This is a genomic window from Lacrimispora xylanisolvens, assembly GCF_002934545.1.
GTDB classification, from domain to species: domain Bacteria; phylum Bacillota; class Clostridia; order Lachnospirales; family Lachnospiraceae; genus Lacrimispora; species Lacrimispora xylanisolvens.
Map to the genome: position 1 here is coordinate 172,071 of NZ_PTJA01000003.1, position 15,101 is coordinate 187,171.

A 15,101-nucleotide genomic window follows, 5' to 3' on the forward strand; every position below is an offset into this window, starting at 1 on the left:
TATGCTCCCTGTGCTTTATTCCTTACATTGCCTTTATGCTGTTCACCAAATAAATCACAAGCTATTTGCCATTTCAATCTGTTTGGACAACACAGGATGTATTATCAAGCGGATTCCCGGTAAATGTTGTTGGAATGCTTTTTAAAAAGAAACACTTGAAAAATAATTGCAGTTTTGACGCTGTACCTCTCTTATTCCGATATGATAAAGAGAGGATATTCAGCTTTATAACAAATATAATGACATAAGGAGTTAAGATATGGAATGGATAGAGAGATTAAACAGTGCAATTAACTATATAGAGGAACATCTTACGGATGAAATTGATTTTGATGAAATATCTAAGATCACGCTTTGTTCATCTTATCACTTTCAAAGAATGTTTGCATATATGGCAGATGTCCCGTTATCGGAATATATTAGGCGAAGAAAAATGTCAAGAGCTGCAGCAGACCTACAGGATGCTAGTAATAAAGTGATAGATGTTTCTTTAAAATATGGTTATGATTCACCTACGGCCTTTAACAGAGCTTTTCAGCGAATACATGGTATCGCTCCTTCAGAAGCGAGAGGAGGTCTGCATAGTTTGAAAGCATATCCTCCCATCAGCTTCAAAATATCAATTAAAGGAGATTGTGTGATGGATTATCGTATTGAGAAGAAAGAGGCATTTAGAATTGTTGGATTATCAATTCCATTAGAAAAAGAAATTGAGAAAAACTTTGAAGTCGTTCCGGCCATGTGGGGACAGGCTGCTCAAAATGGTATGATAGAAAAGTTGGCGAACATGATGGACGGAGAGGTTAAGGGACTATTAGGTGTCAGCTCATGTAATGAGGAATCCGACTGGAAATATTATATAGCAGTAGCAAGTAATCAGGAGGCAGAAACAGGCTTGGAAGAATTCATGGTGCCGGAAGCGACTTGGGCAATTTTTAGAGGGAACGGGACAAATATATCCATTCAGGAACTAGAGAAGCAAATTGTAACGGATTGGCTTCCAACATCAGGATATGAATATGGGAATGCACCGGATGTTGAGGTTTATATTAATCCAAACCCGGAAAATGCAATATATGAAGTTTGGATTCCTGTAGTTAAAAAGAATTGAGGAGCTTATAATGGTACATTTAGTATATTGTGAAAATATTGGTGTGACAGGTAAGAGAGTATTAGATAAGATTAATAGTGGAATAAAAACTATGGTTGTAAGGGGGGCGGCTGGACGCAAGATACCACATAGCAGAGTTTTTGAAGGTGAAATGTTATATTTTATGGAAAAAGGGACAGCAAAGATATCCACGAAAGCTATCGTGAAATCTGTCCAAAATTACGTAAAGCTAACCGATGATGAGATTGTAAAAGTACTTGCAGATAATCAGGATAAACTCAATTTAACAGAAAAACAAAAAATACGTTGGCACAAGAAATGCTTATGTCTGATAGAATTTCAAAATGTTACAGCAATTACTCCTGCGCTTGACTTTGACCATCAGGGAAACATGGATGATTGGTTTATGATTGAAAAGATTGATGATGTTGTTGTTGGGACAAGTATTCCATATACTTATCAAAAATCAAAGTTTTAGTTTATGTTGATGAGAAATTCTTGGCGGAGCAACGATAAAAATATGGAATGTGATCGCTTTTTTTGTAAGTGTATTTGAAAAAGCTAAGGGAGAGTAGCTTGCAGCTTGCTGTTTTCAAGTATAAACGACTCAATGAACAGTACCACCGTCAGGACTTTTTCTTTCTACAATTTGCGTATCGTGGCGACTATGATGCCCTAAGTGCAAAATAGATTGCTATATTGGACAACCCTATAGTGGTTATGCTGCTAAAAGAGAATCAGATGAAGAAGGTATCATTATCGGTGTGTTAATTCGGAAAGAAATATTTATTCGGGAATTTCTTGCGTCATTTTCCACAGACACTGCTATGCTCAATTTCTTTCTTGAACAGCATAAAAATCAGTACGCAGATGAATTCGTTCATTTAAGAATCCCAGATTCTTCTCCCAATAGCAGCAATTTCTATAAAGCATTTAATCAGTATTTTGGAACTTCTCCAAGACAGTTGTGACATCATTCTGTAATACTATATTCTCATAGAGTAATTTTTACCTCGTCATTACCTCGATAAACTATAATAATAAGGTATTGACTTAAAGTTAACTTAAAGGTTTATAATAAATTATGAGGAGGTAATCTAACATGAGATATATGAAATTGGGTAAATCTGATTTACAGGTGCCAACTATTGCAGTTGGCTGTATGCGTATTAATGAGCTGAGTACAGCCGATGCAGAGCGTCTTGTTCAGACTGCTCTGGAGGGCGGAGTGAATTTCTTCGATCACGCAGATATTTATGGCGGCGGAACATGTGAAGAATTATTTGCAGAGGCCATACACATGAACAGTACTGTCAGAGAAAAGATAATCCTGCAATCCAAATGTGGCATACGGAAAGGGATGTTTGATTTTTCAAAGGAACATATCTTAGAGGCGGTTGACGGCAGTCTGAAACGGTTGAAAACCGATTATTTAGATGTACTTCTTTTGCATCGCCCGGACGCACTGGTTGAGCCAGAGGAGGTTGCTGAGGCATTTGATAAGCTTTACAGCAGTGGGAAAGTACGTAATTTTGGCGTTTCAAATCAGAATCCCATGCAGATTCAGCTGCTTGAAAAATTTTTACACCAACCAATTATAGCAAACCAGTTACAGCTTAGTATCACCAATGCCACTATGATATCCGCAGGACTCCATGTCAACATGGCAGATGACACTGCTGTTAGCCGTGATGGAAGTGTACTTGATTTTTGTCGCTTACATGATATTACGGTACAGCCATGGTCTCCATTTCAATATGGATTTTTTGAGGGAGTTTTTCTAAATAATGATAAATTCCCAAAACTAAATGCGGCAATTGATAAAATAGCAGCAAATTATGAAGTGTCAAATACCACAATTGCATTAGCATGGATTCTTCGGCATCCGGCACATATGCAGCCTGTGACAGGAACGATGAATGCTGACAGGCTAAAAGACTGTATGAAGGCAGCGGATATTTATCTGACCCGTGAGGAATGGTATGAAATCTATTGTGCAGCCGGTAATGTTTTACCATAGTTTTGCGGAAGGTCCCATGCGGGAAACTTCTGTTTATATTTATTATATTGCAGACACGAAAATTGAATATACTAAATAGTTTTATTAACTAATTGGGTAAGGGGAAGCCTTGAGGGTATAGTCTCTCAAGGCTCTTTATTATCCGCTTTACAAAAGAAATTAGAAGAATACCTTCTAAATTAAGATAAGGAATATAGATAGCAAATGGATCAAAATAGTGATTTTCTAAGAAAACCGATACAAATAGAGAAAGTATATTCGATACCGGGAATCTTCCTGGTATGTTTTGCGACCGTACATAGCATATCACTTATTTTAGCAGCCGTTAGTACACTTGCTGCAATCCTGACGACTCTGACCCTGATTACATCTATTATAATTGTTCCCGTTCTACTTATAATAATTATCGTGCAGGTGATTATGAACCGGAGACAAAAATCATATTTAATAAAAGGTCTGGGATCTGTTTGCTTATCGTTCGTACTCATTGCTGGCAGCTGGCTGGTAGAACCATATATATCACCTTTGCTGACAAGTTATAAAACAGATTTACAGATTAGCAGGTATCAAAAAGTCGTTGATAAAATCCACAGAGGAGATAATAAGGAAGATATGGCCTATTCTGTAGGGGGGAAAAGTGGACATGAGGATGTGGCTTTTCTACAATATGCAATTCGTTTCGGGGCATCTGAATTTATCGTTTATTCAGAGGACGAGGAGATTGAAACGAATTTATTGCTGGAATATGATTATGATCAAAGAACCGATGTAAAAATTAAAGAAAACTGGTATCGAATAAACATTGAAAATTAAAAAATAATTTTTGAGGGGGATAAAATGAACAACATAGAGAACTCATAGAGAACTATACCATTAGAATTGAACAGGCAAAGGATCACTGGAATGTGGAGGATTTAACCAGAAAGGCCTTTTGGAATTTAAATGTTCCGGGATGCAGTGAACATTATATGGTACATGTCATGAGAAATCATCCGGATTTCATACCTGAACTTGATCTTGTCCTTGAAAAAGACAATCGCATTATCGGAAATATCATGTATACCAAGGCAAAGCTGGTAGATGAGGAAAACTGTGAAAAGCAGATACTTACCTTCGGGCCCTTAAGTATTCATCCTGACTTCCAAAGAAAGGGATATGGAAAAGTCCTGCTTGAATACTCCTTTGCAAAGGCAAAAGAAATGTCCTACGATGTGATCGTAATTTTTGGAAATCCGGATAACTACGTTTCCCGTGGATTTAAAAGTTGTAAAAAATTTGATGTTTACGTTAGAGAAGGCATTTATCCGGCAGCCATGATGGTAAAGGAGTTAACGGAGGGGTTCCTGGACAAGAGAAAGTGGCGTTATGTCGAAAGCGAAGTCTATGAGGTAGATGAAAGAGCGGCAGAGCAGTTTGATACGAATTTTGAAAAAATGGAAAAGAAATTCCAACCAAGTCAGGAAGAGTTTTATATTCACAGTCATTCAAGAATTGTTTAAAGTCATGGAATTATAATGAACATAATGGAATTATAAAAACAAATGCATCTTGAGAAAGCTATTAAAAGCCCATTCAAGATGCATTTGTTTTATATTGGGATATATTGCAGCTAAAGAGGAATTATGGCACCTGGTTTTTATTTTTCGTTGATGATCGAACGATCAGATTAGGAAGAGTTACAAAGGATTGAACTTGAAGCCCCGGATTCTTAATCTTCCTCAATAAGATAGAGGCCGCCTGTTTCCCCATTTCATGGACATCTATATCAATCACAGTCAGAGGAGGGTCAATGAGCTGTGAGAGAGGATAATCGTCAAATGTAATAAGTCCCATATCCTTTGGTATGGATAATTGATGTTTTTCTATTGCCCCAACGGCCCCCATTGCAATCTGATTATTTTCACAGATAACGGCATCGGGGAGAGTGGGCTGACTTAGGAGTTCTTCCATCATTAAAAATCCGCTTTCTTTTGTATAGGTACCGTATTTTATAAAATCATCTTGTATGGTGAGTCCATTAATATTCATATACGATACAAAACCTTGCAGGCGGTGCCTTGATATTTCATCGCTTTTAGGTCCTCCGATAAAAGCGATCTGAGAATAGCCGCATTTTTCCAAATATTCCATTGCCATTTGTCCGGAAACACGATTATTGGTATCGATCCAGGAAGAGGGACTGGCAAATGGGGGCCTCCCGATAATAATGTGTGGAAAGTTGTTTTTAGATAAAAAGTCAACCAATGCCCTTGAAGTGGCAGAACCATGGATCAAAATACCATCAGCTGTGTTACAACCAACGATTTTATTTGCTGAATCAAAAGCATCTTGTTTGTCAGATACGCCCAGGAAAGACAGATTATAGTTTTTGTCCCGGATTACATTTTGCGCACCGCATAGAATTTCAAACATGTGAGGATTATAAAAGGCAGTATGTATTTCCGTAACAGCAAGAAAGATAATGTTGCCAGTACGTTTGCATTTGAAATTACTGGCTTGTGCATTGGGATGATAATTGAGACGCTTCATTACTTCCATGACACGCTGAGTCGTACTTTCTGAAATATAAGGCTTGTTGTTCAGTATTTTAGATACCGTAGCCGTGGATACTCCGGCTTCCCTGGCAACATCTTTTATTGTAACAGCCATTGGACACCCCTTTCTTAAACTCCATTAGAATAGTATATCGTTTACCTAAAAAAATCAAGCAATATGTATAAAAAAACTTTGTTATTAGGAGTGACATTGTTATAATTTGCTTATAAATACCGGTATTTTATAAAACAGTAAACTACATATCAAGAATGGAGAAGGAAGGGGAAATGGTATTGAAAAAGATCTTAAAACGTATTGTAAGCTTTGTACTTTGTTTTATTATGACAATGCCTCTGTTACCTCCAATGGAGGTAAATGCAGCCGATAGTCTACGGGGAGAGTCTATTTATCAGATTATGGTTGATCGTTTTTATGATGGGGATAAAACGAATAATGCAACTGGAGAAGCTTTTCGATATGCAGAGAACTCAGAAGAAGATTATCGTTATATGCACGGTGGTGACTGGCAGGGAATCATAGATAAGATTTCTTACATTAGGGAAATGGGATATACCGCAATCTGGATTTCACCGGTATCTGACCCACAGCTATGGGGAATACCGGATTCCAGTGGCAAACAGTGGCCAACTGCCTATCATGGCTATAATGTATTTGATCCCAACCGGGCCAATCGTTATTTCGGTTCAAAAGATCCACAGGCCAGCAAGGATAAGCTAAAGGAATTAGTAAACATTTGCCATGAAAACGGAATTAAGGTCATTTTTGATGTAGTTCCCAATCATGTAGGAGATTATCTGCAGGGAATCGGAAGCAATGCACATTATACCAACGGTACAGGATTAAAGGAGGGCACTCAGTTACAGCCTGCGGCGCCGTTTAATAATGTCTCATGGTATCACAATAAAGGAGATATCAACTTTAACATAGAGCATCCTCATACATCAACAAGCACACAGATGCTTGAAGATCATGATCTGGGTGGACTGGATGATATTGACTTTGATAATAAAGATGCCAAGGGTGCAATGTTCGACTCTATAAAAAACTGGTTTACCTATACCGGGGCAGATGGGGCCAGAGTGGATGCGGCAAAATGTATGAAACCATCTGATATTCATGAATTACAGGAATATTTGGGAGTTGTAACCTTTGGCGAGAACTTTGATATGCATGTGGAATTTATTAAAGATTGGGTTGGAGATAACGCTGAAACAGGTATGCTTGATTTTCCTCTTTTTCAGGCTATTGTAAATGATTTTGCATATGGTAAGAATTTTAACAACACATCGGAAATCTCACTTCAATCCATTTTGGCACAGGATTATCTTTATGGCACTCACCTGAATGATATGGTTACATTTATTGATAATCACGACAGAAATCGTTTTCTGACAGAAGCTGGGGGTGATGTTGATAAACTCCATAATGCGTTAACGTTTATATTTACAGCAAGGGGAACCCCGGTGGTCTTCCAGGGAACAGAGCAAAACAGAGGAAATGCCAATGGTCAGGGGATTAATGGGATTGCAGATACCTGGAATCGTTGGTCCATGGTAACAAAAGATCAAAATGGCAATGTAATAAAAGATTATTTTAACACATCCACCAATACATATAAGCTTATCCGGACTTTAAATGATCTTCGGGAAAAATATGAAGCTTTAAGCTTTGGAACACAACGTGAGATGTGGACTTCCATGCATACTTATGCGTTTTCAAGAAGAATGGATAGCGGAAAGAATGCTGGACAGGAATTAATTTGTGCGTTTCATAATTCAAAAGGAACGGATACTGAAACGATGTCAATACGTGCCGAAAGTTCCATAAAGGCAGGGACTACGTTAGTAAATGTAATGAATCCCAATGATAAAATAACCGTATCCCAAGATAAGAAAGTTACAATAACCCTTACCGGAGACACCTCTAAAATATATGTGGCTGATGAAAATGCAGGTGATACCATTCCCGTGACCATTCATATTCGCAATACGTCTACGGACTGGGGACAGAATGTTTATATTCTAGGGAACTGTGCTGAACTTGGTAACTGGGATCCAAGCAAAGCAGCAGGGCCTGCGGCCTGTCCCAATTATCCAGAGTGGATTTTAACCGTATATATTCCGGCAGGTCAGAAAATTGAGTTTAAAGCAATTAAGAAGAATGCGGCAGGAAATGTCATTTGGCAAAGTGGAGATAATCGCAGCTTTACGGTGCCAGCGTCGGGGGCAGGAACAGTGAATATAGACTGGTAAGAGATTCGTAACATAGTTTTTAAATTTTGAATGGAGGGCATGAGAATTGAAGAAGATGGCACTGATTTTGTGTATTGCAATGACTGCAGCAATGTTTACAGGATGTAGTAAAAATACGGACAGCGTTGCAGCAAAGCAGGGGAATAAGGAAGCACTCAATACCATCCGTATCTGGCATGATGGAGATAAGGCAATGATACAGCTGATGGAAGATCATCTAAATGAGGCTTTAAGTGATGATGGAATCAATGTAAAATTCGAGCAAAAGAGCGGGTTAACAGATCAGATTAAGCTATATGGAAGCGATGAGGTGAATGGACCGGATCTTTATATGTATGCCCATGATTCTCTTGGAATGTTTGTGGAAATGGGGGCTTTGGCACCAATTACGGATGTGATTGATAAAACCGTTTATGCGGATATGCTTCCCATGACGCTGAAAGCAGGGAATTATAAGGATGCTCAATACCTGATGCCTGTCTACTTTGAAACACTGCTTTTTATTTATAATAAGGATTTGTGGGAGGGAGAAGTGCCTTCCACCACAGAAGAACTTTATTCCTACATGAAGAACCATACAGATGCCACTACAGGAACTTATGCTTTGGTGAACCAACATTCAACTGCTTATAATGTAGCTCCCTTTATAAACGGATTTGGCGGGTTCATTATCAATGAGCAGGCGAAGCCAGGACTAAATGATAAAAAGACCATGGAGGCAATTGAATATAATAAAAAGTTTGCAAAATTAGAAGCGGACGGGGACTATAATACGGTGAATGCCCTGTTTAAAGACGGAAAAGCCGCAGCAATTATTGGCGGACCATGGCTGATATCAGGTGTGAAAGAAGCTAAAATCAATTATGGAATAAAATCCTTATGTGATTTCAAACTGCCAAACGGTAATACACTGGTGCCATATTCAGGTGTGCAGGGAGTTGGTGTTATGAAGCATGCAGCCGAAACTAAAAAGGATGCGGTGGAAAAGGTGCTGAAAGAAATTGCTGAACCCCAGCTTGGAATTGATCTGGCTGAAAACTCCAGATGCGCTCCTGCGAATCAAAAATCCTATGAAAATCCAACGGTGTCAAAGGATGAAATGATAGCTGCTATGAGAAAGACTGCTGATACTGCCCAGCCAATGCCAAACATTCCCCAAATGAGCGTAATGTGGGGACCGGCAGAATCACTTCTTGCGGCAGTTAATAAATCTGGCAAAGATTTAAACAGCGTTGCGGATGAATATCAAAAGCAGGCAGAGACTGCAATTGCAGATATGCAATAAAAGTGTATGTACGTAGGAAGTTAGCAGAGGGTGTTTTTTAGCTCTTTGTATGACCGGTTAACTTGTTTTATATAGTTAATCGGTCATACAGTAGAAAACTTGTCTTACGATTATGTAGAGACACCTACCTGTCCTTTATAGGATAGATTGCTGCAGATTGGGGATATAGGAGTAGGCAATTTATGAACAAGAAAAATAAAATTCTTCCATGGGAATATAGTTTTCCCTCAATCATATTAATCGGATTAATTGTAGTATTTCCCATTATATATACCATATATATTTCGTTTACAAATATGAATCTGTATCATTGGACGGACTATGAATTTATAGTCTTGGATAATTATAGACGTGCATTAACCAAACTGGATTCAGGTTTTATGTCTGCATTATTAACTACAATCATTTGGACCGTTTTAAATATGGTCATACAGATTTTGGCTGCCTATTTGATTGCACTGGGATTGAATGCAAAAGGGCTAAAACTGGCGAGACTTTATAAAACACTCCTGATGTTTCCTTGGGCGATGCCGGCTTATATATCCATTTTATTATGGAGAGTAGGTATTTATAATCCGCAGTATGGTTTGTTGAATAAAATACGTTCTGCGCTGGGGCTATCCAGCATGGACTTTTTATCTGAAAACATTCCGGCTTTTATCTCTTGTATGGTGTTAAACTTATGGATGGCGCTGCCATTTCTCATTATGATGATGGATGGGGCGTTGCAGAGTGTGGATATCAGCTATTATGAAAGTGCAAGATTAGATGGAGGCGGATGGTGGGCTCAAAATTTATATATCACAATACCATGCATTAAGCCCATATTAGCTCCTTCCATAATTATGACGACATTTACCACCTTTAAGCAGTTTGACATTATCTATTTATTAACGATGCAAAAGGGCTCTCTTACAGGAGCAACTCTTCAGACAGTTATTACCTATGCGCACCAAAATGCGTTTGTATCTAATAATTATGGTCTTTCTTCCGCTGTATCAATTGTGATTTTTGGATTTATTATTCTATTTTCTTTATTTGTCAATCGAGGCATTCGGGAGGAACACGTATGAGAATAAAAACAGCAAGACGCATAGCCCGTTTAAGTATCTTAAATGTATTTTTTGTATTGTTATGTTTTATTACTTTAATTCCTATTCTATATGCATTTTTGCTTTCCGTAAGCAGTGATAGTTCTGCATTTGGAAACGGATTCTTACTTCCCCAGAGTCCTACCTTAAAAAATTATAAAGCCATCCTGGTGGAGGAGCCATTTCTTATTTGGCTTAAGAATTCAGTCGTTCTTAGTCTTGGGACCATGATACTTGCAATGGGAACTTCGGTGACAGCGTCGTATGCATTTTCCCGATTTCGGTTTCGGGGGAGAAATGAGATGTTAAAGCTATTGTTAATTTTGAATGCGTTTCCACAAATTTTATCGATGTTTGCTATATTTAGATTATTTAAAAACATGAATCTATTAAATAATTACATTGGTTTAATCCTGATTTATGCGGGAAGCATGTGTATATTCAGTATCTGGAATATGAAAGGTTACTTCGATACCATTCCTATCGAAATTGAAGAATCTGCAAGAATTGATGGCGGAAGTTCAGGACAAATCATATGGAAGATCATATTACCCCTTGCCAGACCTTCCATTATTGTGACTGCTGTCATGGTATTGATTTTTGTATGGAACGAGTATCTGTTTGCAACTACATTTATAATGAAAGAGGAGAACTATAACCTTGCAGGCGGTCTCTATCAGCTTCAGGCCAATGATTACAGCAGAAGCTGGTCGTTATTTTCAGCAGCCGCAATTTTAGTTTCAGTACCTATTTTGATCCTGTTTTTTTCCATACAAAAATATATGGTATCAGGATTGACTACAGGAGGAGTGAAAGGATAATGAAAAACAACATGAAAATAAATCATGAGGCTGTTTTGCATATTCCGTTATCAAATTATGCATTTGCCAATTCGGAACATAGATTGACCATAAGAATACGAACAAAAAAGGACAATGTTTCAGCGTGTACCTTATACTATGGTGATCGGGCTTGCCCTGTAACACCCGTCGTTTTTGAAGAAATTCAGATGGAAATAAAAGCAAGGGATGAATTTTTTGATTATTATGAAGCGACCTTTGAAACACCATATACCCGTGTATGTTATTATTTTAAGCTGCAAAATGAAGGAGAGTGGACTTATTATTACTCAGAACGTTTTTCAAATGAACTTGCAATTCTTTATTTTGAACGTAACATTATGGAAGAAAGAAGCGAGTATTATCAGTACCCCTACATATTAAGAAATGAAATACCAGATGTGCCAGCCTGGTTTAAGAAGGCTGTTGTCTATAATATATTTCCCGATAGCTTTGTCGGTGAGGAATCTGGTTCGCTTACACAGCCAAAGGAAGTGGTATTAGAAAATGGAAAGGTCTGTAGATCAAGATTAGGAGGAACGCTAAAAGAAGTTATAAAAAATCTGGATTATATCCAGGCACTTGGCGTTAACTGCATTTATTTTAATCCCATATTTGCAGCAGGAGAATACCACAAGTATGATACCATTGATTATTATCACATTGATCCGTGTTTTGGAACCAATGAGGAATTTAAACACTTAGTGGAAGAAATTCACAAACGAGAGATGAAGATCATTATAGATGGTGTATTTAATCATTGCAGCTGGGAATTTTTTGCCTTTGAAGATGTTATGGAAAAGGGAGAAAATTCAAAATATATTGATTGGTTTTATGACTTAAAGTTTCCGGTTTGCCGGCCGCAGTCGGAAAAAGAAAAACCTGGTTATGCCTGCTTTGCTTATGAGCCTAAGATGCCCAAACTAAACACTTCAAATGAAGAGGTGCAAAAGTATTTTGCCAATGTAGGTACTTATTGGATTCGTGAGTATCAGATAGATGGATGGCGACTAGACGTAGCAAATGAAATCGACCGAATTTTTTGGAGAAAGTTCAGGGAAGCAGTAAAAAAAGAAAATAAGGAAGCAATCCTCATTGGCGAAGTGTGGGAGAATGCAGAAAGCTGGCTTCGGGGAGATATCTTTGATTCAACCATGAATTACGAATTCAGACGAATTTGCCGTGATCACATCATCGGTGATAATAAAAATGCGATAACAGCTGCCAAACAGCTGGAACAGATGAGGCTTCGTTACCCTACCAATCTTGTAAACGGGCAGCTGAATCTTCTGGATAGCCATGATGTACCCAGATTTTTATCTCTTTGCAGGGGTGAACTGGGAAAATGGAAATTAGCTTGTATCCTTCTTATGCTGTTCCCGGGGGTCCCCAGCTTATTTTACGGCGATGAACAGGCAATTTGCGGAATGAAGGAACATGAATACAGGAATCCCATGGTATGGAACCAAAATCCACAACTATATGAATTTGTGCAGAAGATCATAGAGATAAGAAAAGAATATATAGAGAAAGACACTTCCTATGAAGTATTATGGAAAGAAACCGATGAACGAGTGTTGACTTTTGTGAGAGATGGAAGAAAGGGAAGATTATTTGTAAGTCTGAATGTTTCAGAAATGGATCAGGAGTGGAATAGAGGGGATAAAAATATGATTCTTGCCTCCACAGAAAATGAAGAGCTTCTGGAAGCAATGGGATATAAACTATATTTATAGATTTAATGGAAAGCGGTATCTTGCCATTTGTTCAAATCATCAATGGCAGGGTATCGTTTTTTTGATTGGTCAACAAGATACCAGGGGAATTGCATGGTACACTTTCTCTGTTGTAAATGATATTTTATTATGATAATATAGCAGTATTCTTGCTGCGTTTCATAGTAATTGCAGCTTAAATTTTTTTAGTGACACTGGAGCACTGTATAAAATAGGGGCTTTTCGTTGATGATAACGCTGTGTTTGCTTCGTCATATTAGTTATACTAAATTACACTTTACTACAATCAGCAATAAGGAGATAAAACTATGAATCCAATCATTCAGGTTAAAAACTTCACAAAAAAATATGGTGACTTTATCGCAGTAAATGATATCTCTTTTGATGTGGAAGAAGGCAGTGTATTTGCATTTCTGGGACCAAATGGTGCTGGAAAAAGCACAACCATAAATACGTTATGTACCATTTTTGAAAAAACTTCCGGTACGTTATTGATCGATGGAAAAGATGTGAGCAGGCAAAAAAGCGAGGTACGGTCTTCCATTGGAGTTGTATTTCAGGATTCCACTCTTGATGCGAAAATGACCATTGAAGAGAATTTAAAAATGCACTGTGTATTTTATAACATTCCAAACAAGGAAGTGGATGAACGAATTAAGTTTGTTCTCAATCTGGTGGATTTAACAAATGAAAGAAAGAAAATGGTTTCCGCTTTATCGGGAGGAATGAAACGGCGTGTTGAGATTGCCAGAGGCCTGGTGCATTATCCGAAGGTTTTATTCCTTGATGAGCCAACAACAGGGCTGGATCCCCAGACCAGGGCACATATATGGGAATATATTATGAAGCTTCAGAAAGAAAGAAACATTACAATCTTTCTAACCACCCATTACATGGAAGAAGCCGAGATCTGCAATAAGATAGCGATAATGGATGGCGGGGTAATTGTAGCACATGATACTCCTTACGCATTGAAGAAAATGTATACGAAGGATAAAGCTTATATCAATACAAATGATGAAGAAGAGTTTAAACGCCTGCTGACGGAGCATCAATTAAACTATTCAAAAAAAGATGGTTATTATAAGGTGGAAGCAGAGTATCTGGACCGCCTGCTGGAGGTGTTAAGCGTTCATAAGGAGCACATTACCAATATTGAAATTAAAAAAGGAACCTTTAATGATGTGTTTTTAGAGATAACAGGAAAAAAGATCAGGGAGGAGGGGTAATATGAATACAGTACTCGCCTTATGGAAAAGAGGGTTAAAAGCATTTGTACGAAATAAAACCGGGTTAATATTTTCGCTCATATTTCCTTTTTTCTTTGTATATGTGTTTGGTGCAATATTTAAAAATGATTTCATAGAAAATCCCATCGCTTACATGCTTTCCGGTGTTATTATCACCACTGTTTTTGAAAGTGCGCTAAACCTTGCGTCTTCAACGGTTGATGATATGGTCAGTGGTTTCATGAAAGAAGTTTTGGTCTCCCCTGCAAAGAGAGTTTATGTTGCGATGGGACAATTACTGTCTGCAGCAACGGTAGCCACCTTACAGGGTATCCTGATCCTGGTAATTGGTTTATTTATTGGTATAAAGTTTACCAGCTGGAAAACTCCTCTGTTGGTGCTCGCTTCCATGATTTTTATCGGCATCGTATTTTCTGGCGTTGGGTTATTTTTAGCCACGAAGGTACGCAACGGTCAGACATTCCAGATCGTCAAAACAGCAGTAACGATGCCCCTCACATTTCTGTCCGGTGCCTATGTTCCATTGTCCATGCTGCCAGGCTCTTTAAAGTTTGTAGCTTACCTTAATCCAATGACTTATGCCACAGCATTTTTTAGAATGATCGTCTTGGAAAAAGGGAATCTTCCTGTTTCCGAACTGATTAAAGAAGGTTTGGTAGTTGAAATAAATGGGTATGCAATTACTCCGATTATGACGTTTGGAGTTATTCTGGTCATTGGTTTGGTGTTCCTGCTTCTTTCAACTATATCCTTTGTTAAGACAGATTTTTCCCGTTTGAACCGAAGTGCCACCGATGCGAATGCGCTTTGGGGATAACAAATAGTCTGGTTATAACAAGCCTTGGGGGATATCGCCTCAAGGCTTGTTTTTTTATATCAGTTACCAATTACATACCAGTTGACATCTGGTTTAATCAGGCTATAATTGTTTCAGGGGAATAGTCTAATTAGACTAATAGTG

The 15,101-nt window shown here is 38.1% G+C and carries 13 protein-coding genes; 12 read left to right on the top strand and 1 reads right to left on the bottom strand.

Annotated features, from left to right (window positions below; translation table 11 throughout):
• Nucleotides 1-259 precede the first annotated feature (259 nt).
• The 5 genes from BXY41_RS06460 (at nt 260) to BXY41_RS06485 (ending at nt 4,630) form a co-directional block, all read left to right on the top strand.
• The gene (locus BXY41_RS06460) at nt 260-1,111 is read left to right on the top strand and encodes an AraC family transcriptional regulator (protein WP_104436009.1); all 852 of its coding nucleotides are present in this window, start codon (nt 260-262) and stop codon (nt 1,109-1,111) included.
• A gap of 10 nt (nt 1,112-1,121) precedes the next feature.
• The gene (locus BXY41_RS06465) at nt 1,122-1,589 is read left to right on the top strand and encodes a hypothetical protein (protein ID WP_104436010.1); all 468 of its coding nucleotides are present in this window, start codon (nt 1,122-1,124) and stop codon (nt 1,587-1,589) included.
• A 624-nt stretch (nt 1,590-2,213) separates the two neighbouring features.
• Nucleotides 2,214-3,131: an aldo/keto reductase gene (locus BXY41_RS06475; RefSeq protein ID WP_104436012.1), complete on the top strand. Its 918-nt coding sequence runs from the start codon at nt 2,214-2,216 to the stop codon at nt 3,129-3,131.
• 204 nt (nt 3,132-3,335) lie between these two features.
• A complete protein-coding gene (locus BXY41_RS06480; RefSeq protein ID WP_104436013.1) occupies nt 3,336-3,944 on the top strand; it encodes a hypothetical protein in 609 nt (202 codons plus the stop codon).
• Nucleotides 3,945-3,988: 44 nt separating this feature from the next.
• Complete coding sequence (locus tag BXY41_RS06485) at nt 3,989-4,630, top strand: GNAT family N-acetyltransferase (protein ID WP_104436014.1); 642 nt, start codon at nt 3,989-3,991, stop codon at nt 4,628-4,630.
• A gap of 121 nt (nt 4,631-4,751) precedes the next feature.
• On the opposite strand, the gene BXY41_RS06490 is transcribed toward BXY41_RS06485, so the two are convergent.
• Nucleotides 4,752-5,780, bottom strand: coding sequence for a LacI family DNA-binding transcriptional regulator (locus BXY41_RS06490; protein ID WP_104436015.1), 1,029 nt, complete (start codon nt 5,778-5,780; stop codon nt 4,752-4,754).
• A 173-nt stretch (nt 5,781-5,953) separates the two neighbouring features.
• Between BXY41_RS06490 and BXY41_RS06495 the strand changes: the two genes are divergently transcribed.
• From BXY41_RS06495 to BXY41_RS06525, 7 genes are all read left to right on the top strand, one after another.
• A complete protein-coding gene (locus tag BXY41_RS06495) occupies nt 5,954-7,939 on the top strand; it encodes an alpha-amylase family glycosyl hydrolase (RefSeq protein ID WP_104436016.1) in 1,986 nt (661 codons plus the stop codon).
• 55 nt (nt 7,940-7,994) lie between these two features.
• Nucleotides 7,995-9,224: an extracellular solute-binding protein gene (locus BXY41_RS06500; protein WP_242980105.1), complete on the top strand. Its 1,230-nt coding sequence runs from the start codon at nt 7,995-7,997 to the stop codon at nt 9,222-9,224.
• A gap of 182 nt (nt 9,225-9,406) precedes the next feature.
• Nucleotides 9,407-10,297: a carbohydrate ABC transporter permease gene (locus tag BXY41_RS06505; RefSeq protein WP_104436018.1), complete on the top strand. Its 891-nt coding sequence runs from the start codon at nt 9,407-9,409 to the stop codon at nt 10,295-10,297.
• Entirely contained in the window at nt 10,294-11,136 is an 843-nt protein-coding gene (locus BXY41_RS06510) for a sugar ABC transporter permease (RefSeq protein WP_104436019.1), read from the top strand. The genes BXY41_RS06505 and BXY41_RS06510 overlap by 4 nt, the downstream gene beginning before the upstream one ends.
• Complete coding sequence (locus BXY41_RS06515) at nt 11,136-12,890, top strand: glycoside hydrolase family 13 protein (RefSeq protein ID WP_104436020.1); 1,755 nt, start codon at nt 11,136-11,138, stop codon at nt 12,888-12,890. The genes BXY41_RS06510 and BXY41_RS06515 overlap by 1 nt, the downstream gene beginning before the upstream one ends.
• Before the next feature lie 308 nt (nt 12,891-13,198).
• Nucleotides 13,199-14,119 (top strand): ABC transporter ATP-binding protein, encoded by a 921-nt coding sequence (locus BXY41_RS06520; protein WP_104436021.1) that lies wholly within the window; start codon nt 13,199-13,201, stop codon nt 14,117-14,119.
• Between the two features lies 1 nt (nt 14,120).
• Entirely contained in the window at nt 14,121-14,957 is an 837-nt protein-coding gene (locus BXY41_RS06525) for an ABC transporter permease (RefSeq protein ID WP_104436022.1), read from the top strand.
• Nucleotides 14,958-15,101: the final 144 nt, after the last annotated feature.

What these genes read in the sequence shown, in the direction of transcription:
- BXY41_RS06500 (WP_242980105.1), top strand. Translation starts at nt 7,995, where the DNA reads ATGGCACTGATTTTGTGTATTGCAATGACTGCAGCAATGTTTACAGGA.
- BXY41_RS06510 (WP_104436019.1), top strand. Translation starts at nt 10,294, where the DNA reads ATGAGAATAAAAACAGCAAGACGCATAGCCCGTTTAAGTATCTTAAAT.
- BXY41_RS06465 (WP_104436010.1), top strand. Translation starts at nt 1,122, where the DNA reads ATGGTACATTTAGTATATTGTGAAAATATTGGTGTGACAGGTAAGAGA.
- BXY41_RS06460 (WP_104436009.1), top strand. Translation starts at nt 260, where the DNA reads ATGGAATGGATAGAGAGATTAAACAGTGCAATTAACTATATAGAGGAA.
- BXY41_RS06480 (WP_104436013.1), top strand. Translation starts at nt 3,336, where the DNA reads ATGGATCAAAATAGTGATTTTCTAAGAAAACCGATACAAATAGAGAAA.
- BXY41_RS06520 (WP_104436021.1), top strand. Translation starts at nt 13,199, where the DNA reads ATGAATCCAATCATTCAGGTTAAAAACTTCACAAAAAAATATGGTGAC.
- BXY41_RS06525 (WP_104436022.1), top strand. Translation starts at nt 14,121, where the DNA reads ATGAATACAGTACTCGCCTTATGGAAAAGAGGGTTAAAAGCATTTGTA.
- BXY41_RS06515 (WP_104436020.1), top strand. Translation starts at nt 11,136, where the DNA reads ATGAAAAACAACATGAAAATAAATCATGAGGCTGTTTTGCATATTCCG.
- BXY41_RS06505 (WP_104436018.1), top strand. Translation starts at nt 9,407, where the DNA reads ATGAACAAGAAAAATAAAATTCTTCCATGGGAATATAGTTTTCCCTCA.
- BXY41_RS06495 (WP_104436016.1), top strand. Translation starts at nt 5,954, where the DNA reads ATGGTATTGAAAAAGATCTTAAAACGTATTGTAAGCTTTGTACTTTGT.
- BXY41_RS06490 (WP_104436015.1), bottom strand. Translation starts at nt 5,780, where the DNA reads ATGGCTGTTACAATAAAAGATGTTGCCAGGGAAGCCGGAGTATCCACG.
- BXY41_RS06475 (WP_104436012.1), top strand. Translation starts at nt 2,214, where the DNA reads ATGAGATATATGAAATTGGGTAAATCTGATTTACAGGTGCCAACTATT.